This is a genomic window from Niallia sp. XMNu-256 (genome assembly GCF_036670015.1).
Lineage (GTDB): Bacteria > Bacillota > Bacilli > Bacillales > Cytobacillaceae > Bacillus_BD.
In genome coordinates, this window is the sequence record NZ_CP137636.1 from 2,137,141 (window position 1) to 2,163,544 (window position 26,404).

Consider the following 26,404-nt stretch of genomic DNA (forward strand, 5'->3'; position numbering starts at 1 on the left):
TTATGACAAAATTTGTTTACTTATTTAATGAAGGAAATAGTAAAATGAAAGATTTACTCGGAGGTAAAGGGGCAAACTTAGCAGAAATGACGAATATAGGTCTTCCTGTACCATTCGGGTTTACGATATCTACTCAAGCTTGTAATGATTATTACGAAGCAGGAAAGAAAATATCCGATGAAGTAAAGGCACAAATTGATGCTGCTTTGATTGCGTTAGAAGAAAAAGCTGGTAAGAAACTAGGAGACTCTTCCAATCCTTTACTTGTTTCCGTTCGTTCAGGGTCTGTTTTTTCAATGCCCGGAATGATGGACACGGTATTAAACTTAGGAATGAACGATGAAACGGTTGAAGCAGTTGCCAAATTAACGGAAAATCCACGTTTTGCCTATGATTCATACCGTCGTTTTATCCAAATGTTCAGTAATGTAGTACTAGAAATTGATGTGTTTTACTTTGAACAATATCTTGAAGAAATAAGAGAAAGAAAAGGATATAACTCAGATCCTGAATTAACAGCTGAAGATTGGAAAGAAGTCATCGCAGGATATAAAGAAATTGTTAAAAAACATACAAAGCAAGACTTTCCACAGGATCCAAAACAACAATTAATCTTAGCGATTAATGCAGTTTTTGATTCTTGGAATAACCAAAGAGCCATTTTATACCGTCGTTTGAATAAAATCCCTGATCATTTAGGAACAGCTGTAAATATTCAAAGCATGGTATTCGGAAATATGGGGAATGATTCTGGAACGGGTGTTGCGTTCACACGAGATCCTTCTACTGGGGAAAATGTTTTATATGGGGAATACCTAATCAATGCTCAAGGAGAAGATGTTGTAGCAGGTATTCGTACCCCACAAGAAATCAAAGTATTAAAACAAGATATGTCAGAAGTGTATGACAAGTTTGTGGCAACATGTGAATTACTTGAAAACCATTATAAAGATATGATGGATATAGAATTTACTGTTGAACGCGGAGTCCTTTATATTTTACAATGCCGGGTTGGGAAGCGTACAGCACAAGCGGCAATCCGAATGGCAGTTGAGATGGTAAAAGAAGGTATTATTGATCAAAAGACGGCAATCCTTCGTGTGGACCCAGATCAATTAAATCAGTTGCTTCACAGCCGAATTGATGAAAAATCAGAACGTGTCGTATTAGCAAAAGGTTTACCTGCTTCACCTGGTGCCGCTACTGGTACAGTTGTATTTGATGCAGATGAAGCTGAGAAGTTAGGAAATGATGGCAAGAAGGTAATCCTTGTACGTCCTGAAACGACTCCGGATGATCTTCATGGAATGGTTTATGCACAAGGGATTGTAACAAGTCGTGGGGGAATGACAAGCCATGCTGCTGTAGTTGCACGTGGAATGGGAAAAGCATGTATTTGTGGCTGTGAAGCATTAAAAATCGATGTAAAAGCACAACAAATTACGGTTGGCGATAAGGTTGTTAATTATGGCGATACGATTACAATCGATGGCTCAACAGGAGAAGTTATGCTTGGTGAAATTCCAATGATTGATCCAGAGCTCTCTGATGAATTCCAACAATTATTATCTTGGGCTGATGAAGCAAGATATTTAGGTGTACGCGCAAACGCAGATAATCCTGAAGATGCGAAAAAAGCACTTGAATTTGGTGCAGGTGGAATTGGTCTATGCCGTACAGAGCATATGTTTACTGATCCAAAACGAACTCCAATTGTTCAAGAGATGATTTTGGCGGATAATCTCGAGGATCGAATGACAGCTCTCGAAAAACTATTGCCAATGCAACAAAGTGACTTTGAAGGAATCTTTGAAGCGATGCAAGGGCATCCTGTTACGATTCGTTTATTAGATCCTCCAATGCATGAGTTCTTACCGGATAAAGAAGAATTATTAGTTGAAGTGACAAAACTGCAAATAACAGCACCAGATTCAGAAGAATTGAAGGAAAAAGAATTCTTGTTGAAAAAGGTGAATCAGTTAGCTGAAACAAACCCAATGCTAGGACATCGTGGTTGTCGTTTAGGTGTAATCTTCCCAGAAATTTATGAAATGCAAGCAGAGGCTATTTTCAATGCGGTGATTACCTTAACTGAAAAAGGCATTCCGGTTAAACCAGAAATCATGATTCCACTTGTGGGCCATGTGAATGAATTAAAACTGATGAGAAAAGTGGTTGTTGAAACAGCTGAAAAGGTTAAAGATGAAGCAGGCATCGGATTCGATTATTTAGTAGGTACGATGATTGAGATCCCTCGTGCAGCTTTAACTGCTGACCAAATTGCTGAGGAAGCTGATTTCTTCTCCTTCGGAACAAACGATTTAACTCAAACGACTTTTGGTTACAGTCGTGATGATGCAGAAGGGAAATTCTTGCAATCATATATTGAACAAAAAGTATTACCTGAAAACCCATTTGCCGTCCTTGATCAACAAGGAGTTGGTAAATTAGTTGAAACAGGTGTTAAACTTGGTCGTTCAGTTAAGCTTGAGTTAAAAACGGGTATCTGTGGTGAGCATGGCGGCGAAAAGAGTTCAATTGAATTTTGCTACAAAGCAGGTTTAGATTATGTTAGCTGTTCACCATTCCGTGTTCCGTTAGCTCGTCTAGCTGCCGCTCAAGCATCTATTCGCCATGAACAAAATGAAACTAAAGTTCCTGAGCTATCAAAATAAAGTCATAGAGAAAAGAGCACCTGAAGCTGGTGCTCTTTTCTCGCTTTTCCATGTTACAATAAGAAGAAATAACGTTTAAGAGGAGGGCTCATATGAAGGCTCAAGTTGTACGTCAGTTCGGAGATGCGACTGTTTTTCAATTGGAGGATATACCAGTACCAACCATTTTGCCAGGACATGTGCTCATTGAGGTAAAAGCAACCAGCGTAAACCCAATTGATACAAAAGTGAGAAGTGGAGCGGTTCCTGCTGTATCTCCTGATTTTCCTGCAATCCTCCATGGCGATGTCGCGGGAATTGTTAAAGAAGTTGGGGCAGGGGTAACTGATTTTAAAACAGGCGATGAAGTTTATGGGCTTGCAGGTGGATTTAAAGGGATGAGCGGCGCTCTAGCTCAATATATGCTTGTAGATACAAGACTTATCTCGCATAAACCAAAAAATTTAACCTTTGCCGAAGCCGCAGCGATTCCACTCGTAACTCTTACAGCATGGCAGGCTTTATTTCAACGTGCCAATATTAGGGAGCATGATGAAATTTTAATTCACGGAGCAGCAGGTGGAGTCGGTCATGTAGCTGTTCAATTAGCAAAGTGGAAAGGTGCAAAGGTTTATACTACCGCTTCTAATGCTGAAAAAATACAAATCGCCAAGGACTTCGGTGCGGATGTTGTAATTAATTACAAAGAAATCTCCGTGGAAAAGTATGTAGATACTTATACAAATGGGAAAGGATTTTCAGTTATTTTCGATACAGTAGGCGGTCAAAATTTAGATCGATCATTTGAAGCTGCAGGAAAACAAGGAAAGGTTGTTACGATTGCAGCTAGGTCCACTCATGATTTATCGCCAATGCATTCAAAGGGTCTCTCTTTCCATGTTGTCTTTCTTTTATTAGATGTTTTAAATGAGTCTCATCGAAGTGAATTAGGAAAAATCTTAAAAACAATAACAGATATAATCGAAAATGAAGAGTTAAAGCCGCTCATTGATTCAAATACCTTTACATTTGATGAAGTCATTGATGCTCATCAGCATCTAGAATCAGGAGAGGCTGTTGGTAAAGTTGTATTAGTAAATCAATGGTAAGACCTTTTATCATTCAACGTTTTTTGATATTATCACTATGAAAATAGATTGAGAGTTTTAAATAGAGGATGAATTAAATGAATGTAAAAAAGTTATGTGAAATGCAAGAGGTACTTGATAACCGTATTATTCAAGAGCATCGATTGGAAGGGCAGAATCTAGAAAATAATAAAATCTTGGCACTCTTAGTTGAGATTTGCGAGTTAGCGAATGAAACTCGTTGTTTTAAGCATTGGAGTAATAAAGGACCAAGTGAAAATAATATATTAATTGAGGAATATGTCGACTCTTTACACTTTTTCTTAAGTATTGCAAATGATCGACAATATGATGTGGAACATTTATATAAAGTCTATGTGAGTGATTTTGAGGTGCAGCAACAAGAAACCTCACTCGTAACAGCATTTAAAGAGGTCATGGCAAAAATATTAACCATGGAACAAAATCAAGATCCGTTCCATTATATCCAGGCTTTTGCGGCCTATTTAAATTTGGGAAAAATGCTTGGTTTCACATGGGAGCAGATTGAACAAGCCTATATTAAAAAAAATGAAATCAATCACAAACGGCAAGATAACGGCTATTAAAGGAATTAGTTTGATTGTTTGATAAGCAAGGAGAACTGACATGAAATTCGTAACATGGAATGTAAATGGCATCAGAGCCTGTGTAAAGAAAGGCTTTTTAGATTATTTTCAACAAGTAGACGCAGATATTTTTTGTATTCAAGAAACAAAACTTCAAGAAAATCAGATTTCGCTAGAACTGGACGGGTATCATCAATTCTGGAATTATGCGGAGCGGAAGGGTTACTCAGGAACTGCCGTTTTTACTAAACAAAAACCGCTATCTGTTCAGTATGGAATAGAGTTAGATGAACCGGATAATGAGGGTAGAGTCATTACATTGGAGTTTGATGATTTCTACTTAGTAAATGTGTATACACCTAATTCAAAGCGAGATTTAACCCGATTAACCTATCGATTAACTTGGGAAGATGCAATGAAAGTTCATTTATTAAAATTAAATCAACATAAACCTGTTATTTTTTGTGGAGATCTAAATGTTGCCCATCAAGAAATCGATTTGAAAAACCCTAAACCGAATATTGGAAATTCTGGTTTTACAGATGAAGAAAGAAGAAAGTTTACTAGTTTACTAGAAGCAGGGTTTATCGATAGTTTTCGGTATCGTTATCCGGAACGTACTGATTCTTATACTTGGTGGAGTTATATGAATAAGGTCCGGGAACGGAATATCGGATGGCGAATTGATTACTTTGTTGTTTCAGAAAATCTTGCCTCATCGATAAAAGATGTGACCATCCACCATGAAGTACTAGGCAGCGATCATTGCCCGGTTATGTTAGAAATAAAATAGAGTATGAAGAGTCCGTTAAGTATAGATTTCTAAAAGTTAGATTAATTACCTATCCTAACTTTTAAGGGTCGCAACCTAAAGGGACTCTTTTTTTTATGTAGTTATTCAGTCTCAATTAGGTGATAATAAAAATAAATAAATCGACAAATGAGAACAAATGTTCCATAGTAAATATATACTAAATAAAAAAGGGGTAATTTTATGAAAAAGCTTATCGCTATTTACCCAGATGCAGTACAGCGAACGAAGGAAAAAGTTCATGATGACATTATTCAATTTTTAAAAACAGAGAAAGAGTTGCCAAGCTTTGATGAGTATATGAATAAGCGTAAACATTATGTTGAACAAATTTGGACGAATATTTGGATCAATAAGGCCACAAGTAGTACACCACGCCACGAAAAAAAGCAGTACTTACAGCAAAAAGGCTTTGAAACAGAAGGTGTCGATAAAAAGATTATTAATCGCTTATTTAGACAAGAAATCAAAGCTTATCAACCTTTTCCAATTGTGGAATGGTTAATTGAAACCTATGCACATAATCATGCAACTTGGCATGACCTATACATACAGGCAAGAAAACTTCATGAACAAGAGTTAGAAAAACAAGCGTTTGACAAGGAAAAACAAGGATTGATCCAAGAATTGAGCGAGTCTGTAGAAAAAATCATGATTGAATTGAAGAGTCTATTTTATTTACAAATTAGAAAGTTGGTTGCTGATAAACTGAAGCTGGATTTCCATACGAATATAAAATATCAGTGGGTCGATCCAAGTCAGATTGAAGAACGGTTAATACCGATCGGGTCATTTCAGCCTATTAAATATGAAACAATTGGTGAGTTTTTTCAAGAGTTAACAGGCCAAGTTATTCTTAGTGATGCCTGGAGGGGATATGAATATGAGGCCTATTTTGATGATTATCAAGATTATATTTATGAAAGTGTCTATCGAATTGTAATAAAAAGTTTAAAAGAGAGGCTACAGGGGGATGTTTTCGTAAAATATGATCCAAAAGTAGTCGACACTGCGTTAGGCGAATATATTCCAGGTGAGAGTAATTTATTAAGCGAGGAGTTATTTTCCCTTATATACGAAGAAAGAGTAATGGATTTATTAAATTTAGCAGAGCTTCCGTTTAATAAACAAAAACATGAAAGAATTTGGATAGAAGATATTAAATTGCGTGAGCGACGGAAGGCAGAAGCAAAGGCGGAAATTCAGCGGAAGAAAGAAGAAGAGTTGCGCATCATCCATGAAATTTTTCACGTTGAATATAATCCACCTACTGAAAGGAATGTTCGCTACATTCTACATATAGGGGAAACGAATACAGGAAAAACCTACCATGCCTTACAAAAAATGATGAAGGCTGACAGTGGAATTTATTTGGCACCTTTGCGATTATTGGCGTTAGAGGTTTATGATTACTTAAATACTCATGGAATTTCATGCTCATTAAAGACAGGTGAAGAGGAAAAAATCCAAGCAGATGCTAAACATATATCTTGCACGGTTGAAATGTTCCATGAGAGAGATCGTTATCAAGTAGTAGTGATTGACGAAGCGCAAATGATTTCAGATAAAGATCGCGGATTTTCATGGTATAAAGCCATTACAAAAGCGCAGGCAGAGGAAGTGCATATCATTGCAAGTCGAAATGCAAAAGAGATGTTAGTCGGACTCTTAGGGGATTCTGAGATTGAAATTCATGAATATAAACGAGACATTCCCTTAAAGGTTGAAAAAAAGGAATTTAAATTAAATCAAGTTAAAAAAGGGGATGCACTCATCTGCTTCTCAAGAAAAAGGGTTCTTGAAACCGCATCAAGATTACAAAATAATGGACATACTGTAAGTATGATATATGGCAGTATGCCTCCTGAAACCCGAAAAAAGCAAGTTGAAAGATTTTTTAAGGGCGAAACCAAAGTGATCGTAGCTACAGATGCCATTGGGATGGGATTAAATTTGCCGATACAACGAATCGTTTTTTTGGAAAATCAAAAGTTTGATGGAACCTCAAGGCGGGTATTAAAATCTCAAGAAGTGAAACAAATTGCTGGACGTGCAGGCCGAAAAGGAATTTATGATATTGGAAAAGTTGCTTTTACCGAAAACATCGGCTTAATGAAAAAATTATTACAGCAAGAGGACGAGCCCATTCATACCTTTACGATTGCTCCAACAAACAATATTTTTGAACGGTTTCAAAAATATTATCGAGACCTTGGAACTTTTTTTGAGCTTTGGGATAAATTTAAAAGTCCTAAAGGAACGAAGAAAGCAACTTTAGCTGAGGAAAAGGAATTATATAAACTCATTCGTGGTTCAGAATTAGAAGCAAGATTATCATTGATCGATCTATATGGTTTATTGCATTTGCCTTTTTCAACAAGAGAACCTGAGTTAATAAAACAGTGGCAAAAGACGGTTGAAGCAATCGTTGAAAAACGAGAATTGCCTGAGCCAAAAATCAAAAAACGTACATTGGAAGATCTAGAATTAACTTATAAGGCGATTGGTCTTCATTTATTATTTTTATACCGCTTAAATGAGCGGACAGAGGGCTATTATTGGGAAAGGCAGCGTTTGGAAATCAGTGACTTAGTTCATGAAAAATTAAAAACCGAGGTAAAAAAGATCCAAAAAAGATGTCGAAATTGTAATAGAACCCTGCCGTGGGAACATCGCTTTCAAATTTGTAATGACTGTTATGAACAAAAATATAGCAATTACTATGAGTATTAATCCCTTTTTACAAGCGAAAAGTAAAATGACAGGAATGAACATTTAAGATGATTTAAATCCATTTAATATTGTTCCTATATGGTACATTAAATGAGAAATATTATCGCTAGTAAATATTTTATCAAGTAACTAATAAACTAGAGGTGAATTCTGTGAGCAAAGAATTGGTAGATCGAATATATGAAGTACTTGAAGAAGTAATGGATCCTGAGTTAGGGATAGATATTGTCAACTTAGGACTGGTTTATGAAGTGGAAGTAAACGAAGAAAAACAAGCATTCATAAAAATGACGATGACCTCAATGGGATGTCCAATGGCTGGACAAATCTTAGCAGATGCGAAAATGAAAGTTTCTATGAATATAAAGGAATTAACGGATATTCAAATCGATATTGTTTGGAATCCGCCATGGGGAAAAGAGCGAATGTCTCGATATGCGAAAATCGCTCTTGGTGTACCAGAATAATAAAAAGAGACACTTGGCAGCTTGCTAAGTGTCGTTTTTGTTATTCTCTGTAACCTAAGTTCTCAGAGATTTCTTTACATGCATGTTTAATTTTTCTTGCAATGGTCGGAATTTTACTGCGTTGAATTCTTTGAATCGGACCAACGATTGAAAGGGCACTAACTACTTTACCAGTATAATCATAGATCGGTGCTGCAATTGTAATGACACCTTCGGAAAACTCCTCAATACTATATGCATAACCATCTTTTCGAATTTCATCTAAATGCTGCCGTAAAACAGTTGGGTTTGTAATCGTATTTTTTGTATATTGCTTAAGTCCATTATCGATAATTTTATCAACCATATAGTCACTACCATATGCCATTAGTACTTTTCCAGAGCTTGTACAATAAGCCGGGTTTCGTTTACCAATATGCGTTAAAAACCTTACAGGGTGAGAACATTCTACTTTTTGTAAATACACAATATCTAAATGATCAAATATTGAAATGTGAGCAGTTTCCCCAATCTGCTCTACTAGTTTATTAAGAATCGGCTGTGATTCTCGATAAACATCTATATTGCTATTCAGCACACCGCTTAATGTTAAAATTGACAAACCTAGTCGATATTTTTTCGTTTCGGAATCTTTATCAACAAATCCCTCACTAGCAAGCGTGGCCATTGTCCGGCTAACCGTACTTTTATTTAAATCTAATTGTCTAGCAATATCGGTTACTTTTTTTTCGGGTTCGTCCATTGTAAAGCTATTTAATATCCTTAAAGCATTTTTAACAGAAGAAAGGTAATTTTCTTCTGTACTTTTTTGTCCCATTATTATTCCTCCTGTATTAAATCTCTCCCATAATTTCGTATAGCCAAACGAATGTTGTTCTATATGAAAATATATCAGAAATTTTTTAAAAAAGAAAGAATAATAAATTCTAAAAATTTAATATATTAGTATATTTGTATTTTATGTATTATAATGAATTTAATGAAAAAATAATTTATTGAAAATATATTTATTGTTTCATATGGAGCAACAAAGGAGTTGTATATGAAACGCGCAAGCGTTATCATAAGAACAGTTAAAGAATTCAATATTGTTTAAAAATAAGGAGGAGTTAGAAAAATGGCAGTTGAAACTAAGAGCTCTATTGTTGAACGTATTGTAGAACCGTTTGATTGTTTACATTTTATTGATGGTAAGTTTGTAGAATCAGTAGATAAAAAGACTTTTAATAATGTTAACCCTGTAACAGAAGAAGTATATGGTACGGTTGCAGAAGGAAGCGCAGCTGATATTGATTTAGCAGTTGCAGCGGCAAAACGTGCGTTTGAAGAAGGACCATGGGGGAAAATGAGCACACAAGAACGCTCAAAGATTATCCGCAAAGTTGGCGATATTCTAGAGGAAAGACAAGAAGAGATCGCCCAACTTGAATCATTAGATACAGGTAAACATCTTAAATTCTCACGTCACGTTGATGCTCCACGTGCAGCAGCAAACTTTCATTTCTTTGCTGACTATATGATTTCTGTTGGTACAGAATCATATCAAGATGAAGTGAATAATGCACTTAACTATGGCTACCGTCGCCCAATTGGAGTAGTTGGTTTAATCCAACCGTGGAATCTACCACTATTTTTATTAACTTGGAAATTGGCTCCAGCTCTAGCAGCGGGATGTACAGTTGTTATTAAACCATCTGAATTAACACCAATGACTGCTACAAAATTAATGGAAATTCTTAAAGAAGCTGGTGTTCCAGACGGAGTTGTTAACTTAGTTCACGGGTTTGGACAAGGTGCTGGAAGCGCGATTAACAAACACCCTGATATCGCAGGTATTGGTTTTATCGGGCAAGTTGCAACTGGGGCTAAGATTATGGAAGAAGCTGCTCCAACATTGAAGAAACTTTCCTTTGAATTAGGCGGTAAAAACCCTAATATCATTTTTGAAGATGTAGATATTGATGAAGTGGTTGCTACTACGATTCGATCAAGTTTTACAAACCAAGGTGAAGTTTGTGTCTGCGGTGAAAACATTTTTGTTCAACGTTCCATCTATGATGAATTTGTTGAAAAATTAGCAGCTAAAACAAGAGAATTAAAAGTTGGTAACCCATTTGATTTGGATTATGACCAAGGGGCATTAGTTGCAAAAGTACATTACGATAAAGTAATGAGTTACTTTAAACTTGCAGAAGAAGAAGGCGGAACTTTCGTTACAGGCGGAAAGCGTCCTGAAGGATTAGATAAAGGATATTTCGTTGAGCCAACAATTATTACGGGCTTAGAATATGGCGCTCGTTGTACGCGTGAGGAAATTTTTGGACCAGTTGTTTCAATCATTCCATTTGATACTGAAGAAGAAGTTATTGCGATGGCAAACGATAGTCGTGTTGGATTAAGTAATACAATCTGGACTAACGATATCCGTCGTGCGCACCGTGTAGCACAATCAGTCGAATCTGGATTATCTTATATCAACTGCTGGTTCGTTCGTGATTTCAGAACTCCATTTGGCGGTACAAAAGACAGTGGACTTGGCCGTGTTGGAGGCGTTCATAGCTGGGAGTTCTACACAGAGTTAACGAATATTTGTGTGAAATTATAATTTCGCTCCGCCGAACGAGTTTGATTGTATACAATAACGCTCACTGTTGCACGGTTCCATGATGAGTACCGTGCAACAGTTGTAACTAATAAATAGGCATGGTGTTTAACTATACATATTGATAGAAAGGGTGTATTAGATTGTCTAAAATTCAGGAATTTGCAGCACAATTGCTGAAAGCTGAAGAAACAAAAGTCGGCATCGATCCGATCATCGCATCTGACCCGGAAATTACTGTTGATGATGCATATTATATTCAATTAGAAAATATTAACAAGAAAGTATCAGAAGGCCAAAAAATTGTTGGTAAGAAAATTGGGCTGACTTCAGTAGCTGTTCAAAAAATGTTAGGTGTTGATGAGCCTGATTATGGTCATCTATTAGACACGATGGTAGTCGAAAACGGTGGAACGATTGATGTTAAAGACATGCTTCAACCAAAAGTAGAAGGTGAAATTGCATTTATTTTGAAGGAAGATTTAAAGGGACCTAATGTGACAGCGGTTGATGTTATACAGGCGACTGATTATGTGGTTCCTGCTTTAGAAATCGTAGACAGCCGTGTCCAAGATTGGAAGATTTCCTTACGTGATACAGTTGCCGATAATGCATCTTCTGGGCTTTATGTCTTAGGTGGAAAACCAACAAAACTTGAGGATGTTGATCTTGAAACTGTTGGAATGGTGCTATACCAAAATGGTGAGGTTGCTAATACAGGCGTAGGTGCAGCTGTACTTGGAAGCCCAGCAACATCTGTTGCATGGCTAGCAAACCGTTTAGCAGATTATGATATTTCATTAAAAGCTGGAGAAGTTATTTTATCTGGAGCACTTTCTGGAATGGTCGTAGCAAACTCTGGAGATAACTTTGTTGCTAGATTTGCTCACTTAGGTCAAGTAAGCGTTAACTTTAAATAAAGTGAAACTTCCATCAATAAGAGGTTTTTCCTCACTGATGGAAAGCCTTAGGCAACAACGTTCTGGTCACGAAAAGTTGCCAAAGGTGTAATTTAGTCTGAATTCAAGCAGGAAATTTTACGGCAATTGGTCCCCACTTATTTTTTGTAATATACTAAGAATTTTTTGGGGGCATACTGCCCGTTAAGAATGGAATAAGCGAGTGTAACAGTTTAATAGATATGTTTTACAAGGAGGAAGTATAAATGTCGAGTGAAATCATTAAGCAAATTGCAGATTATTTAGTATCGGCAGAAGTCGAAAAACGTGAAGTGGTGAAAGTTACGTCAACTATTAAGCCGGACTTAACAGTAGAGGAAGCTTATCAAGCACAAGAATTACTTGTACAGAAAAAATTAGACGAAGGCCATAAAATTGTTGGTCCAAAAATGGGCTTAACAAGTAAAGCAAAATGGGACCAAATGGGTGTTGAAGAACCGATTTACGGTTATGTTTTTGATTATATGTTAGTTGATAATGGTGGAGTTGTTCCATATCAAATTCATCCAAAAGTAGAAGCTGAAATTGCTTTCCTAATTGGTGAAGATATTGAGGGACCTGGGATTACTGGTGCGCAAGTGCTAGCGAAGACAGAATATGTCTTACCTGCCCTTGAAATTATTGATAGCCGTTATGAAAACTTTAATTTCACCTTAACTGATGTTATTGCTGATAATGCGTCAACATCAAGAGTTGTGTTCGGAAACACATTAAGAAAACCAAGCGAATTTGATTTAGAATTAGTAGGATCAACTTTATCAATCAATGGTCAAATTAAAGAATTGGGTGCTGGTGCAGCTGTATTAGGTCACCCTGCAAATGCGATTGCAGTTCTTGCTAATATGCTTGCAAGAAAAGGAGAAAAGATTAAAAAAGGTGACCTCATTTTATCTGGTGCTTTAACTAGTGCTGTGTTGTTAAATGTAGGGGACTTTGTAAGTGCAAAATTTGATGGCCTAGGTGAAGTAACTTTTACTGTTGGTGAATAAAGTGAGCTTCCATCAGTGGATGGTTCTTTTCCCTGATGGTTAGTCACGCAGAGCCTGATTGATTTATCTAAGGGCTAAAGCCTAAAGATAAACCTTATTTCACCAATTGAACCTTTACTGGCAGTTGATCCCTTCCTACAATTAATTATTTCTTAGTATCTTGGAGTAGGGATTTTACTGCCAGTTAAGAGTGGGATAATCAAACGAAAGGATGTTCAATATGCCATTAATTCAAATCAATATAATGGAAGGCAGACCGCCTGAAAAAGTAACAGAATTGATTGCTAATGTAACAGACACTGTGTCTGAAACCTTGAATGCTCCAAAGGAAAATGTTCGTGTTCTTGTAACTGAAATGCCCAAAACTCACTGGGGAATTGCAGGACGACCAGCTTCCGAAGTCAGAAAATAATCTATCAATTATACCTGTATGGACAAATTCATTTAAATAAATGAATTTGATTCGTACAGGTATTTTTTGTATCAAATTTCCAATAAAATTTGCAATTAAGCCTTAAAACAATCAAAATGGTAATTGTGATAAAGTGAAACTTCCATCAGTGGGGTTTTCTTTCATCCCCCACTGATGCTTAGTCACGCTGAGCCTGATTGATTGATCTAAGGGCTGAATCCCAAAGATCAATCTTATTTCACCAAACGTAGCTTTACAGGTAGTTGATCACCACCTTTCTTCTAATATACATACTGAGAAGGTTGAGTTGGTTCTTACTGCTCGGTAAGCTTGATAAACCATGAAAAAGGATGATTATGAGATGTTGAGAAATAAGTTATTAGAATACATAGAAAAACAGTTAGCAAATCAAGGAGCAATAAATGTTGATGGGACTTTCCAAATTGAGCTTTACAAAGAAGAAAAAGATTACCTAGAAAAGCATCCTGAAATTTTAGAGGGATTAGATAAAAAGGTACTAGTTCTTGAAAAAGGTTCTTCTCGTTTTCAAGAAGTTTATATTGAAATGTGTAATAAGGAAACCGATGAACTTCTAGCTGAAGAGCCTTCTACTTTTTTAGATCAACCTATACAATATTTTTATGAACATCTTGAGGAGTTTATGTATCTTGAATCTCCGTGGTTTGATATGATCGGCGTAGATGCGATTAGCTTTGAAATGGATAGTGTCTTTAAAACATATGATGTTATGTTCGGATTGAAACTACAAAAGAAATTTGAGCCAATGTTAAAAGCATTTTTTAAGATGAATTTAAAAGGTGAAAATTCAAATTTTAACGCGATGTTTAATAGCAATGAAGGGATTTGGGATGTAAATTTTTCAATTAATGATTTAGAACAGTATCGTGCTGACTGGACAGTTCAAGAAGCGTATCATGCTGTCTATCGCTTTTTATTTGCTTTAAGAGAATACATTGAAGAAAAATCTTAACTATTTATAAATAATAGAATGAAATCAATAAATATTTGCAATACTTATTCATATCGATCTTGATGATTCATATATCTATGATACAATAATATTATTCAAATATATTTCTACTAGGGGTGCCTTGTGGCTGAGAGAAAAACGGATGTTTTTTAACCCTTTGAACCTGATCCGGCTGGTACCGGCGTAGGAAAGTAGCAAAGTTAAATAACTTTCTCTTACAATTAACCAGGTTCTGTTCAGAGCCTGGTTTTTTTTCCTTTATTAAAAGAAGCCTAAGTAGAACTTTTTTGAATGATTCTTTATAGGAGGTTGGACACCATGGAGAAAACTAAGGTTTATTCATTATTAAATAAGATTAGACATACTAGACCCTTAATCCACAATATTACAAATATCGTCGTGGCTAATTTTTCTGCAAATGGCCTATTAGCCTTAGGAGCATCACCTGTTATGGCAGATGCAATTGAAGAAGTATCTGAAATGGCAAGTGCCGCCAATGCAGTTGTTCTTAATATGGGGACTTTAAATCAGGGAACTGCACAATCTATGTTACTTGCAGGTAAGTCAGCAAATGAACATGGAATTCCGGTTGTTTTAGATCCGGTTGGTGTTGGTGCTACAACCTTTCGTTCTCAAAAAGCGCAAGAGTTAATTGAGCAAATAAAGTTTGATGTGATTCGGGGAAACTCAGCGGAAATTGCTAATTTGATAGGCGAGAAATGGAAGATTAGAGGAGTAGATGCCGAAAACTCAACTGGAGATGTTCAAGCGCTTGCTCAAATGGCTGCAGAGAAACTTAATACAGTGGTCGTTGTAACTGGAAAAGAGGATATGATCACAAATGGGACAGACACCTATGTTGTCTATAATGGACATTCCATTTTAACAAAGGTTACAGGGACAGGCTGCTTATTGTCTACAGTTGTTGGAGCGTTTGCTGCAGTCGAAAAGAATTACTTGGAAGCTGCTACAGCAGCACTCACTTTTTACGGGGTGGCAGCTGAAATAGCGGCCCATAAAACGGGCGAATTAGGTCCTGGAAGTTTTCAAATTGAGTTGATTAATCAATTATCAAGCATATCTTCTTCAGAAATAGATTTAAATGGCTCATTCAAAAGGTTAAATTGATAGATAGGAGAGGTTAAGATGGTAAATAAAGCGTTAACAATTGCTGGTTCAGATAGTGGTGGGGGTGCGGGAATACAAGCAGATTTAAAAACATTTCAAGAGTTAGATGTATATGGCATGTCGGTGATTACAGCGGTTACGGCACAAAATACACTAGGGGTTCAAGGAGTACACCCGATACCTCCAGAATTTATTGCAAATCAAATCGACTCTATAGCAACTGATATTGGTGTTGATGCATTAAAAACAGGGATGCTCTTTTCACCGGAAATTATTGAAGTCGTATCGCAAAAGATAATCCAGTATCAATGGGAGAAGGTTATTATTGACCCTGTCATGATTGCAAAGGGTGGTGCATCCCTATTACAGACAGAAGCCGTCGATGCATTAAAGCGACACTTGTTACCGCACGCTTTTATTGTTACACCAAATATTCCTGAAGCAGAAGAATTAACAGGTATAAACATAAAAACAGAAGATGATAAATTTGAAGCCGCCAAGAGGATTATGGATCTAGGTGTAAAAAATGTAATTATTAAAGGAGGACATGACGAAAGTGTAAGTGAATCGACAGATCTTCTTTATGATGGTGAGAATGTATATTCCTTTACAGAAGTCAGATATCAAACAAAAAATACACATGGTACAGGGTGTACATTCTCAGCTGCCATTACTGCAGGAATGGCAAGAGGTTTGACCGTTTATGATGCAGTATCAGAAGCAAAGAAGTTTATTTCTGTCGCCATTAAAGAAGACCTACACATTGGGAATGGAAATGGACCTACAAACCATTGGGCGTTTAAAAGGATTGAAGGGATACGTATATGAAACTAGCGAGTAAATACGATGTAAAAAATGCCTTAAAAGTCTATTTTATCATGGGAAGTAATAATTGTAATGGACGGTGTCCGAAGGAAGTTCTGTTTCAAGCCATTGAAGGCGGAATTACAATGTTCCAATTTCGAGAAAAGGGAGAAGGTTCTTTAAAAGGCATAGAAAAAATCAAGTTAGCAGAAGAATTACAAATGATATGTCAACAGGCGAACATCCCATTCATTGTAAACGATGATATTGAATTAGCTCTTTTACTAAATGCAGACGGGGTCCATATCGGGCAAGAGGATGAACCAGCGCAAAATGTAAGAGAAAAGCTCCGTGATAAAATAGTAGGAATCTCTGTTCATAATATTCAAGAAGCTAAACAAGCGATAAAGAATGGGGCCGACTACTTTGGGGTTGGGCCGATCTTTCCAACAGTAACTAAAAAAGATACGAATAAAGTACAAGGAATACGAATTATTTCTGAATTACGTAAAAATGGGATTCACATTCCACTTGTTGGCATCGGCGGAATTACAACGGAAAACGCATCTAGCGTTATTAAAGCGGGTGCTGATGGAATTTCAATTATTACAGCCATCAGCCATGCAGAAAACGTGGAATTAGCAGCAAAAAAATTATCAGAATCAGTTGGAATTTAAAAATGAGAAATTTATCGATGGAAGTTTAAACGTATACTTGCTGAGTGATTAACAGATGAATCATCAGCAAGTTTTTTTATGAAATACCAACACTAATTGTTTGATTATACAATATATTGGAACACTTCATGTTATTGAAAAATAATAATGTAAGCGCTATTATTTAGTTATAGCCGAATAATAAATTCTAGTAATTAAATAAAGGGGTGCTCTTGATGAATGGGAATGGGATTGAAAGAGTTGGACGGATCCAATTAAGACAATTTGATTTTGAAAAGTCTGTAGACTATTATACAAATATTATAGGGTTAGATATAACAGGTAGAGATGAGAATAGAGTATATTTAAAAGCATGGGATGAGTGGGATCACCATAGTGTCATACTAGAAAAATCGGATTCTGCTGGAATGGATCATATTGCCTTTAAAGTAACGAATAATGATGCACTTGAACGATTAGAACATCGAATTGAACAATTTGGCTGCACGGTTCATCGGGTTTCAAATCGTACTCGAATTGGTGAAGGAGAGGCCATTCGGTTTATTATTCCAACAGGTCATACATTTGAATTATATAATGAAATCGAGTATGTAGGTGTACCAACAGGAAGATTAAATCCACATCCATGGCCAGATGGTTTAAGGGGCATTTCTCCACATCGGCTTGATCATGCTTTATTATCAGGAGACGATGTAAAAACCACTACTCGATTTTTTACTGAAGCATTAGGTTTTGTTCAAACGGAAAAAGTAATTAGTATTGACGGTGAAGAATTAATCGCTAGTTTCTTGTCCACTTCGATGACAGGTCATGATGTCGCTTTTATAAAAGGTCCAGATGCAAAATTGCATCATGTTGGATTCTACCTAGACAATTGGTATGAAGTATTAAAAGCATCAGATATTCTCTCACGTAATGAAGTCGAAATTGAAGTTACACCTACTAGACATGGCATTACAAGAGGAGAAACCATTTATTTCTATGATCCTTCTGGAAATCGGAATGAAGTATATACAGGAGGTTACGCTGTATATTCTGATTTTCCGACCATTACTTGGACGGAAGACAAGATAGGTACAGGGATTTTCTATCATCGTCGTCAATTAAATGAAACATTTTCAAGTGTTTTCTCTTAAGTTTACTAGTTTTTTATCCATTAGATTGATTGGCTGTTTTCGCTTAATTGAGCAAAAATAGCCTTTTCTATTATTCGTTCGATACTTCGTCACAATTTTATGAAAATAATATGAAATTATTTATAAAGTGAAGGAAGTGAACAAAATGTTCCGAATAAATAAGAATCAGAATCAGAGTTTCTTATGTGCTGAACATCAAACAATCGTAGAATCTGCACGTTTGCAAATGGAAAAAGTACCGTATGCATGTACACGTGGTGGATGTGGCTATTGTAAAGCCAAAGTGTTAGATGGCTCCTATCATATGGAAAGGTATGCGAAAAGCGCATTATCTGATGGGGAAGTTTTAGACGGGATTGTTCTTCTTTGTAAAACATATCCTCGAAGTGATTTAAAAATTATATGTGAATAATGAGACAAAAAGTGGTGTTAGGGGGTGCGGATGATTAAACCGTTTCTAGAAGAGGTGGCACAGTTATTTGACGAACAAACACAAGTAGAGTGGCAAGAATATTTACATATTTTCAAAGAAAGTAAATCATCAGACCCACTCATAAACCATCCTTTTTCATGTTCAAGCGAACTTGCATATGATCAGCTCTTACAGAAATTTGAGATTCTAGTAATAGCAAGTAAAGTTCAACAAAAGCTACTAGAAGTGGTTTTAGAAGGCTGTTCTTTAAGCAAAATGTTAGAGATGTTTTATAATATAACTGGAATTCCTGGAGTTATTTTTAATGTTGATGGTCGTGCCATCACCTCTGTAGGATTAGATCGATTATCAAATGGATTATCATCGGATATATTATTTCAGTTTGTTTCAACCCAACCTATTTCTTTCTCGTATGGAACCATTCATGTATCGAAACGAAATCAAGACCAATGTTACCTTTTAACAAAGGATATCTTATTAAATACGAATAAAGTTGGAAGCTGTACAATTATTTTTAAAGAAGAAAATGAATCCAGTTTAGAATTGTCCATGAACCTGCTTGAACAAATCGCTGTCGCTTGTCCCTTTGTTTCTTGTATAAAAAAACAAACGATGATTCAACGGAACAAATGAAAAGTATGTTATTAAGCAATATCATAAACGGACACTTTCATTCATACGATGAAGTGATTGCAAAAGGAGACTTACTTCAGTTTGATTTAAGACAACCCTATAATATATGATTCCTAAGTTATGAGTTTAATAAAAACAAATTTCAAAGTGAAATGATATTTAGTCATGAAGTCATCCAATGTATCAATTATTTTAATAATATTCATAAGATCCAGATGTTAATTAATCATGAGGACGGTCATATCAATATTATTCTTAAAGATCTTTTTAATGATCATCAAGAGAAGCAGTCGTTTTTCATTTCGATCATTCAGCATTTGTCCATTTGTTTTCCTGATTCTCGGTTTTATATGGGGATTAGCAAAAGAATGGAACCTATTTTAGAAGCTCCAAACGCCTATAAAGAAGCAATGATTGCAAACCGAATGAGTACACCTTATAAGCAGGTGATTCATTATGAGACATTAGGGATGATGGGAACTTTATTAAATAAAGAAAACCAATATGAAGTTAGAAAAGCGGCTAACTCCCTACTGAATCAATTGGAATGCAACGGTCAAATAAATATTGATCTAGTGAAAACTTTATACTTCTTTTTGGTAAATGGCGGAAACTTGGAAAAGACGGCAGATGAACTCTCTCTATCGATAAGCGGATTGCGTTATCGTATTCATAAAATTGAAGAACTGCTACAAAAAGACATCCGCAATCCAGTAATCGGCTGTCAATTGCTAATAGCGATCCAAGGATTAATTTTGCTAGGAGATTTGGAAATAAAGAATATTCTAGAATACTAAATAAAGTGAAGGAACAGAAGGATCTTCAAGAAAATCTCTTCTGTTTTTTCTGTTGCTCAAAAGCTTCTTTTCATATTACAAATGATAGATTTATGATAATATGAGAAGGGTTTTATTTTATCAAAATGGGATCCTTCTTAAGATCCATTTAGGGGGGATGGCTGATGGGACAAAAGAGTCTTGAGTTGAATCCCAAACTAGTACATAAAGAAGAGGATAGCTTTTGGCAAGGGGTTAAAGATTGTGTACCAACATTACTGGGTTACTTAAGCATTGGTTTTGCGGCAGGAGTTGTAGAGAAAACTGCAGGACTTAGTATGATGGAAATTGCATTAATGAGTTTACTATTATATGCAGGCTCAGGTCAATTTATTGCAGCTGGAATGATAGCAGCTAGTAACCCGATTTCTGCGATTATTTTTACGGTTTTCTTTATTAATTTGCGTCATTTATTACTAAGTGCAGCAATTGCACCGTACTTTCAACACCTATCACCTCGTAAAAATATGATCGTTGGTTCGTTATTAACGGATGAAACCTTCGGGGTAGCCATTAATCATGTTCAAAATAAGAAACAAGCTAGTTACAAGTGGATGCTTGGGTTAAATATAACCGCTTATTTAAATTGGTTTGTTGCTAATATTGCTGGAGGTTTTTTCGGACAATGGATTCCTAATCCTGAAGCATTTGGACTTGATTTTGCTCTGCCCGGCATGTTCATTGGCCTGCTTGTGATCCAAATACTTAGTCAAAAAAAGTATTTTGTGGACATTATGGTGGTATTGAGCGCAGTCGCGATCGTGATCATCGTAAGTTTTTACTCCTCTGGCAGTGCTGGCGTCATGATTGCCACTATTTTAGCGTCAACGATTGGGATGGTGATTGAGAGATGGAGGTAAGATGGACCATTTTAATCATCATTATTGGCTGCGCGTTAGTGACTTTTCTTCCACGTGTTCTGCCATTAATGATTTTGAGTCAAATGGAGTTGCCAAAGTGGCTGATACACTGGTTAAAGAACGTTCCAGTAGCAGTAATGGCAGCCTTGTTAGCCCAAGAGCTTCTTCTTTCGAATGATCAATTCTCGTTAACAGAGAATGGGTTGAAATTATTAGCTGCAATCCCTGCTTTTATTATCGCCATTTTGACTAAAAGTTTGCTTGGTACAGTTATTATTGGGATTGCATTTATGGCTGTTTTACGAATCGTTTTTTAAATTTCTCCATGAATTTTAATAGAAAAAATGCTCGTTTGATAGGGTTTACATTTCCGCTACAATCAGGTTTTCAGACCATTTGATTCATTGACTTTTACCTTTGGAATATGGTAAATTTTAATTGACCGTTACGCATCGTATTAGTGATTGCAAGCTGCTTGTTCTGAATTGAAATTCAGTAAATTCAGTTTGAATGAGTAATGGGAGAAAGGCTATCTACGTTGTAAATGGTAAATTTTTAAATGACTAGTTCTAGTCAAGTAGGAGGATTTTGTTACATGAAAAACGGTAAAGTAAAATGGTTTATCTCAGAAAAAGGTTTCGGATTTATCGAAGCTGAAGATGGAAATGATGTTTTTGTCCATTACTCTGCCATTCAGACTGAAGGTTTCAAAACTCTAGAAGAAGGTCAAGAAGTTACTTTTGAAGTGGTTGAAGGTGCTCGTGGACCTCAAGCAGCTAACGTTACAAAATTATAAATTATAATTATATCTAAATAGTGAGCTCAGTCAAAATCGACTGGGCTTTTTTTGCGCAGTAAAACCGTCACAATATCTCTATAATGATTGTGATAATGATATGTTATAATAAAGTAAAATGGACTAACAAGCAGGTGTATGAAATGAGTAAACGTTATTTTACTATAGGGATGGCAGGTCATATTGACCATGGAAAAACAACTTTAACGAAGGCATTAACCAACGTTGATACTGACCGTTTAAAAGAAGAAAAAGAACGGCAAATTACCATTGAACTTGGATTTGCTCCACTATATGAAGATGATGAAATTCAAATTTCTGTCGTCGATGTTCCAGGTCACGAGAGATTTATTCGTCAAATGATTGCTGGTGTAACTGGAATTGACCTCGTTGTTCTTGTTGTTGCAGCTGATGAGGGGGTAATGCCGCAAACAAAAGAACATCTTGAAATATTAAAATTTTTAGGTGTGAAAAACGGAGTTGTAGCGATCACGAAAATTGATCGTGTCGACGAAGATTTTATTGAATTAGTTAAGGATGATATTTTTACAGAATTAGAGGGATCCGTTTTTGAACAGGCACCTTATGTTTTGGTTGACAGTATTTCACTTAAAGGAATAAATGAACTGAAAACTTTAATTATAGATACATTAAAAAGTCAGGAAATGCGTGACATCCGCGGGGCATTTCGATTACCTATTGACCAAGTCTTTACGGTTAAAGGACAGGGTACTGTTGTGCGTGGAACGGTTTCTGAAGGTCATGTCCAAGGAGGTCAACTGCTTCAAGTGATGCCTAAAGGATTAAAAGTTAAAGCACGACAAATTCAAGTTCACCATCATAATCAATCAGAGGCATTTGCTGGTCAACGAGCGGCAATCAATCTGACAGGTGTGTCAAAGGAAGAATTGGAACGAGGCGATGTGCTTGTTTCGTCAGAACAGTTTATTGTGACGAAAACGATAGATATTGCGCTTCATGTAGTGAGTGACCTAGATTATATCGTAAAACAAAGAATGCCGATCAAATGTCATATCGGAACTGCAGAAGTTATGGGTAAGATTGTATTTTTTGATCGGAATGAGATTGAAGATGAAAATGATGAAATTCTATGTCAACTTCGACTGGATGAGGAAATTGTTACAAAGCGTGGTGATCGCTTTATTTTAAGGCGCCCAAGCCCTCAAGAAACGATTGGTGGTGGCTGGGTGATTGAACCTCGTGGAGAAAAATATAAGTTTGGCTACCGGACGATCGAGCAACTAGGAAAGAAAAAAGTCGGATCGCCAGTAGAGCGTATTACCGCTGCTTTAGTCGAAGCAAAAACGTTAACATTATCGGAGTTAATCACGATCACTGCACTTGATGAAAGCGTAATCAAGGATGAGCTTTCAACAGATGAGTTCATCTTATTCCAAAGGACACAGTATACACTACGCTCTCTTGTAGAAACATTACAGGAGGAATTTACCGATAAGATTTCCTTTAACCATGACCAAAACCCGATGAAGCTAGGTATGAATAAAGCTGAACTCTTCCATCATCTTGAAAAAGACTTTCCAAAAAGTCTGTTAGAGTTTGTGCTGCAAGATTGTGTTGAAACGGGATTATTAAAGAGAAAAGGTCAGTTTGTTGCTAACCCTGCTTTTACACCTCATGTACCTGAAAATTGGCAAAAACGAACAGAAAATATGTTGAAAAAGCTTTGTAAAGATGGCTATGATGTTCGCTATTTGGCTGAATATATTAAAGAAGCGGGAATACCTGACCGTTTAAGTCACGAACTTAAACATTTTTTAGAGGGACAGGAGCAGATTGTCTCTTTAGATGAACAATATTATTGGCATGGCACTGTTTTTCAAGATGCATTGAATCAATTACGATCTACAACAGATTCAGAATTCGAGATTAAACATGCGAAAGAAGCTTTAGGGTTATCACGAAAACTATTGGTTTTATTTCTAGAGAAATTAGATCGAGTTGGTTTAACGAAGCGTGTGGAAAACAAGCGGATATGGATGAACTAAATACGTTTAAACCTTATAAAGGAGGCTTAACCAAGTGGTTAGGCTTCTATTATTATTTTCACAAATAACCCGTTCATTTGATCCAATATGAAAAGGCCGCTATAATTAATAAGGGAAACATCTTGGAAAATAAACGATAAAGAAGGGGATATGAAAATGAGTAATTGTCAATTAGACCATAGTCATGAGGATGTACATAAAAAATATCAATCACAAAAAGAATTTTTACCGAATGAAATGAACCCATTGTTTGAGCAATTCTTTTCAAAAGAACATTCTCAAACGATTTTAAATGAAATGTTTCATTTATTAAAAAAGTATGATTTATCATCAGATGAGGAAAAGGAACATAGAAATAATCAAATGCGGTTACTATTAAATAATCGCTAAGAACGAGGAAAAATGTTGTTTTAGGTGGGGTGCTTGTGAGCGAAGGAAATGAAGAGTGGCATACGGAACAAAATCGTATTGATGAAGTTATTGAGATAATCAAGATTTGGTTTCGTCGTTTGCTCTCACTGGAAAAAGATGTTCATGGAGATACTCTAGAACTAAGAAAGACCTTCTGGCAAGATGTAACCGTTAACCTAGATGAACCAGACGATGTGATTGAAACTCATACAAGTATTAAGCAGCAAGCTGAATTGCTAGCGGAACGTGAACGAAGCCATGGGCAGATTCATAAACGTCTTAAAACTCTAACGAGATTAAAAGATTCACCATATTTTGGGCGGATTGACTTTCTAGAAGATGGTGACGAACATATAGAGTCTGTTTATCTTGGGATCGGATCATTAATGGATGAGAATGAGGAAGAGTTTCTAATCTATGATTGGAGAGCCCCCATCTCAAGTATTTATTATGATTTTGCGCCTGGTCCTGCCTATTATCAAACACCAGAGGGCCAAATTGACGGTCAAGTTAAATTAAAACGGCAATTCATTATTAGAAATGGCAAATTGGTAAGTATGTTTGATACGGGGATTACCATTGGCGACGAGTTGCTTCAAGAGGTATTAGGTGGGAATGCCAGCACAGGAATGAAAAGCATTGTAGCCACTATTCAACGGGAACAGAATCAGATTATCCGAAATGAAAAAAGCAAATTACTTGTTGTGCAAGGGGTTGCAGGAAGCGGGAAAACGTCTGCGGCCTTGCAAAGGGTTGCCTATTTATTGTATCAATATCGAGATACTTTATCGGCGGAAAATATGATTCTTTTTTCACCAAACCCTCTTTTTAATAGTTATGTTTCATCTGTATTGCCAGAATTAGGTGAAGAAAACTTAAAGCAAACGACCTTTCAGGAATACTTGAATAACCATTTAGGCCATGTTTATAAGGTAGAAGACTCTTTTGCCCAGTTAGAGTATTTACTTCAAGGTGATAAAACACCACTGTATAAAACAAGAGTTAAGTCGATTCGCTTTAAAGCTAGTCTTCAATTTAAAGAATACATTGATCAATTCCTTCAATCCATGCATTTAGGTGGATTGTATTTTAAAGATATCATTTTTAGAGACGAGATGATTGTTTCAAAAATGGATATACTAGAATACTTTTACGGACTAGATGAGTCAATGTCGATCCCAAATCGAATGAAAGTTCTTACCGAATGGCTAATAAAGAAATTAAGAGTCCAAGCGAAAATAGAACAAAAAAAGAGTTGGGTAGAAGAAGCTATTCAATATTTAGATAAAGAAGATTACCTAAAAGCCTTTCAAGCGATTAAGAGAAAGAGCGAAGATTTATCATTCGATGACTTTCAACAAGAAGAAAAATATTTGGTAAAATATATTGTAAATCGCGAAATGAAACCACTTATGAGAAGTGTAAAAAGGTTGCGGTTTATTGATATGAAAAAAGTATATAGTCAATTGTTTACTGGTTCGATCCCATTTAATGGGGAGCTTCCAAAAGAATGGAAACGAATTTCGCAAATGACCCTACAATTTCTGAAAAAAGGTATTTTAACTTATGAAGATGCAACTCCTTTTTTATATTTAAAAGAACGAATTGAAGGGAAAAAAGCGGATTTGAGTTTACGTCATGTTTTTATTGATGAAGCTCAAGATTATTCTCCTTTTCAATATGCCTATTTAAAGGAGACATTTCCATCTAGTAAAATGACATTGCTTGGCGATATGAATCAATCGATTTTTTTACACTCTCAAGAAGTGACAAATCTCTTTCAAAACAATGCTGAATCAGATATAGAAACGATTGTATTAAATAAGAGTTATCGTTCAACAAGGCAAATTGTTGAGTTTACAAGAGGGCTCACCAAGAATGGGGAAGAGATTATTCCGTTTAATCGGAATGGCCGCAAACCAACTTTAACTAAGGTTTCCCATGAGCGGGAGTTAATAACGAAAATTCAGGAGCGGGTTGAAGAACTGAAAGAAAAAGGACACCAAACCATTGCCATTATTGGAAAAACAGCGAGTGAATCAACTCAAGCCTATGAAGCACTTTCTAAAAAGGTTGGCGGACATTTAATTGAAAAAGGAACGATTCAATATGAAAAAGGTCTCCTGTTCATACCTGCATACTTAGCAAAAGGCATAGAGTTTGATGCGGTTATTATGTATAATACTTCGCAACAAAATTTTGGTAGGGAAATGGAACGTGAGCTTTTCTATACGGCTTGTACGAGAGCTATGCATGAATTACATATGTATTCAATTGGAGAGGAAAGTGTGTTTATTTTAAAACAACCAGAAGATACATATGATATCTCATCATATTAATTAACTATCA

General features: G+C 36.1%; 25 protein-coding genes and 1 riboswitch. Of the genes, 24 read left to right on the forward strand and 1 reads right to left on the reverse strand.

From position 1 onward, the window contains the following. The first annotated feature begins 2 nt into the window (after positions 1-2). The 6 genes from ppdK to R4Z10_RS10820 all read left to right on the forward strand — a co-directional run bounded on the left by ppdK (position 3) and on the right by R4Z10_RS10820 (position 8,361). Positions 3-2,675, forward strand: a complete 2,673-nt coding sequence (gene ppdK, locus R4Z10_RS10795) for a pyruvate, phosphate dikinase (protein ID WP_338469314.1) — start codon at positions 3-5, stop codon at positions 2,673-2,675. 92 nt (positions 2,676-2,767) lie between these two features. Further along, on the forward strand, positions 2,768-3,763 hold the full coding sequence (locus tag R4Z10_RS10800) for a zinc-dependent alcohol dehydrogenase family protein (protein ID WP_338469315.1): 996 nt from the start codon (positions 2,768-2,770) through the stop codon (positions 3,761-3,763). 77 nt (positions 3,764-3,840) lie between these two features. Continuing rightward, entirely contained in the window at positions 3,841-4,350 is a 510-nt protein-coding gene (locus tag R4Z10_RS10805; protein ID WP_338469316.1) for a dUTP diphosphatase, read from the forward strand. Between the two features lie 40 nt (positions 4,351-4,390). Then, positions 4,391-5,143, forward strand: a complete 753-nt coding sequence (locus R4Z10_RS10810; RefSeq protein ID WP_338469317.1) for an exodeoxyribonuclease III — start codon at positions 4,391-4,393, stop codon at positions 5,141-5,143. Between the two features lie 201 nt (positions 5,144-5,344). Continuing rightward, positions 5,345-7,894 carry a DEAD/DEAH box helicase gene (locus tag R4Z10_RS10815; RefSeq protein ID WP_338469318.1) on the forward strand — a complete coding sequence of 850 codons (2,550 nt, stop codon included), beginning with the start codon at positions 5,345-5,347 and terminating at the stop codon, positions 7,892-7,894. Positions 7,895-8,046: 152 nt separating this feature from the next. Then, positions 8,047-8,361 carry a metal-sulfur cluster assembly factor gene (locus tag R4Z10_RS10820; RefSeq protein WP_338469319.1) on the forward strand — a complete coding sequence of 105 codons (315 nt, stop codon included), beginning with the start codon at positions 8,047-8,049 and terminating at the stop codon, positions 8,359-8,361. A 40-nt stretch (positions 8,362-8,401) separates the two neighbouring features. Here R4Z10_RS10820 and R4Z10_RS10825 read toward each other — a convergent pair whose 3' ends face one another. After that, positions 8,402-9,178 carry an IclR family transcriptional regulator gene (locus R4Z10_RS10825; protein ID WP_338469320.1) on the reverse strand — a complete coding sequence of 259 codons (777 nt, stop codon included), beginning with the start codon at positions 9,176-9,178 and terminating at the stop codon, positions 8,402-8,404. A 300-nt stretch (positions 9,179-9,478) separates the two neighbouring features. On the opposite strand from R4Z10_RS10825, the gene R4Z10_RS10830 reads away from it, so the two are divergent. The 18 genes from R4Z10_RS10830 to helD all read left to right on the forward strand — a co-directional run bounded on the left by R4Z10_RS10830 (position 9,479) and on the right by helD (position 26,394). Next, on the forward strand, positions 9,479-10,966 hold the full coding sequence (locus tag R4Z10_RS10830) for an aldehyde dehydrogenase (RefSeq protein WP_338469321.1): 1,488 nt from the start codon (positions 9,479-9,481) through the stop codon (positions 10,964-10,966). Positions 10,967-11,106: 140 nt separating this feature from the next. Next, positions 11,107-11,883: a fumarylacetoacetate hydrolase family protein gene (locus R4Z10_RS10835; protein ID WP_338469322.1), complete on the forward strand. Its 777-nt coding sequence runs from the start codon at positions 11,107-11,109 to the stop codon at positions 11,881-11,883. Between the two features lie 245 nt (positions 11,884-12,128). After that, positions 12,129-12,911: a fumarylacetoacetate hydrolase family protein gene (locus tag R4Z10_RS10840; RefSeq protein ID WP_338469323.1), complete on the forward strand. Its 783-nt coding sequence runs from the start codon at positions 12,129-12,131 to the stop codon at positions 12,909-12,911. A gap of 220 nt (positions 12,912-13,131) precedes the next feature. Beyond that, positions 13,132-13,323, forward strand: a complete 192-nt coding sequence (locus tag R4Z10_RS10845) for a 4-oxalocrotonate tautomerase (protein WP_338469324.1) — start codon at positions 13,132-13,134, stop codon at positions 13,321-13,323. A gap of 340 nt (positions 13,324-13,663) precedes the next feature. Next, positions 13,664-14,314: a branched-chain amino acid aminotransferase gene (locus tag R4Z10_RS10850; protein ID WP_338469325.1), complete on the forward strand. Its 651-nt coding sequence runs from the start codon at positions 13,664-13,666 to the stop codon at positions 14,312-14,314. Between the two features lie 102 nt (positions 14,315-14,416). Next, positions 14,417-14,521: riboswitch (TPP riboswitch) on the forward strand. A 111-nt stretch (positions 14,522-14,632) separates the two neighbouring features. After that, positions 14,633-15,442 (forward strand): hydroxyethylthiazole kinase, encoded by an 810-nt coding sequence (gene thiM, locus R4Z10_RS10855; RefSeq protein ID WP_338469326.1) that lies wholly within the window; start codon positions 14,633-14,635, stop codon positions 15,440-15,442. Between the two features lie 18 nt (positions 15,443-15,460). After that, a complete protein-coding gene (thiD, locus tag R4Z10_RS10860) occupies positions 15,461-16,270 on the forward strand; it encodes a bifunctional hydroxymethylpyrimidine kinase/phosphomethylpyrimidine kinase (RefSeq protein ID WP_338469327.1) in 810 nt (269 codons plus the stop codon). Then, on the forward strand, positions 16,267-16,923 hold the full coding sequence (gene thiE, locus R4Z10_RS10865; RefSeq protein ID WP_338469328.1) for a thiamine phosphate synthase: 657 nt from the start codon (positions 16,267-16,269) through the stop codon (positions 16,921-16,923). The genes thiD and thiE overlap by 4 nt, the downstream gene beginning before the upstream one ends. Before the next feature lie 215 nt (positions 16,924-17,138). Beyond that, positions 17,139-18,059, forward strand: a complete 921-nt coding sequence (locus tag R4Z10_RS10870; protein WP_338469329.1) for a catechol 2,3-dioxygenase — start codon at positions 17,139-17,141, stop codon at positions 18,057-18,059. Positions 18,060-18,204: 145 nt separating this feature from the next. Continuing rightward, a complete protein-coding gene (locus R4Z10_RS10875) occupies positions 18,205-18,471 on the forward strand; it encodes a 2Fe-2S iron-sulfur cluster-binding protein (RefSeq protein WP_338469330.1) in 267 nt (88 codons plus the stop codon). A 30-nt stretch (positions 18,472-18,501) separates the two neighbouring features. Next, positions 18,502-19,125: a hypothetical protein gene (locus R4Z10_RS10880; RefSeq protein ID WP_338469331.1), complete on the forward strand. Its 624-nt coding sequence runs from the start codon at positions 18,502-18,504 to the stop codon at positions 19,123-19,125. A gap of 215 nt (positions 19,126-19,340) precedes the next feature. Next, a complete protein-coding gene (locus tag R4Z10_RS10885; protein ID WP_338469332.1) occupies positions 19,341-19,922 on the forward strand; it encodes a helix-turn-helix domain-containing protein in 582 nt (193 codons plus the stop codon). Between the two features lie 164 nt (positions 19,923-20,086). Then, complete coding sequence (locus R4Z10_RS10890) at positions 20,087-20,821, forward strand: AzlC family ABC transporter permease (RefSeq protein WP_338469333.1); 735 nt, start codon at positions 20,087-20,089, stop codon at positions 20,819-20,821. Then, positions 20,812-21,138: an AzlD domain-containing protein gene (locus R4Z10_RS10895; protein WP_338469334.1), complete on the forward strand. Its 327-nt coding sequence runs from the start codon at positions 20,812-20,814 to the stop codon at positions 21,136-21,138. Before R4Z10_RS10890 ends, R4Z10_RS10895 begins: the two co-directional genes overlap by 10 nt. Positions 21,139-21,416: 278 nt before the next feature. Then, the gene (locus tag R4Z10_RS10900) at positions 21,417-21,617 is read left to right on the forward strand and encodes a cold-shock protein (RefSeq protein WP_338469335.1); all 201 of its coding nucleotides are present in this window, start codon (positions 21,417-21,419) and stop codon (positions 21,615-21,617) included. A gap of 143 nt (positions 21,618-21,760) precedes the next feature. After that, positions 21,761-23,644 carry a selenocysteine-specific translation elongation factor gene (gene selB, locus R4Z10_RS10905; RefSeq protein ID WP_338469336.1) on the forward strand — a complete coding sequence of 628 codons (1,884 nt, stop codon included), beginning with the start codon at positions 21,761-21,763 and terminating at the stop codon, positions 23,642-23,644. Between the two features lie 156 nt (positions 23,645-23,800). Then, positions 23,801-24,034 carry a hypothetical protein gene (locus tag R4Z10_RS10910; protein WP_338469337.1) on the forward strand — a complete coding sequence of 78 codons (234 nt, stop codon included), beginning with the start codon at positions 23,801-23,803 and terminating at the stop codon, positions 24,032-24,034. A 35-nt stretch (positions 24,035-24,069) separates the two neighbouring features. After that, entirely contained in the window at positions 24,070-26,394 is a 2,325-nt protein-coding gene (gene helD / locus R4Z10_RS10915; protein ID WP_338469338.1) for an RNA polymerase recycling motor HelD, read from the forward strand. Positions 26,395-26,404: the final 10 nt, after the last annotated feature.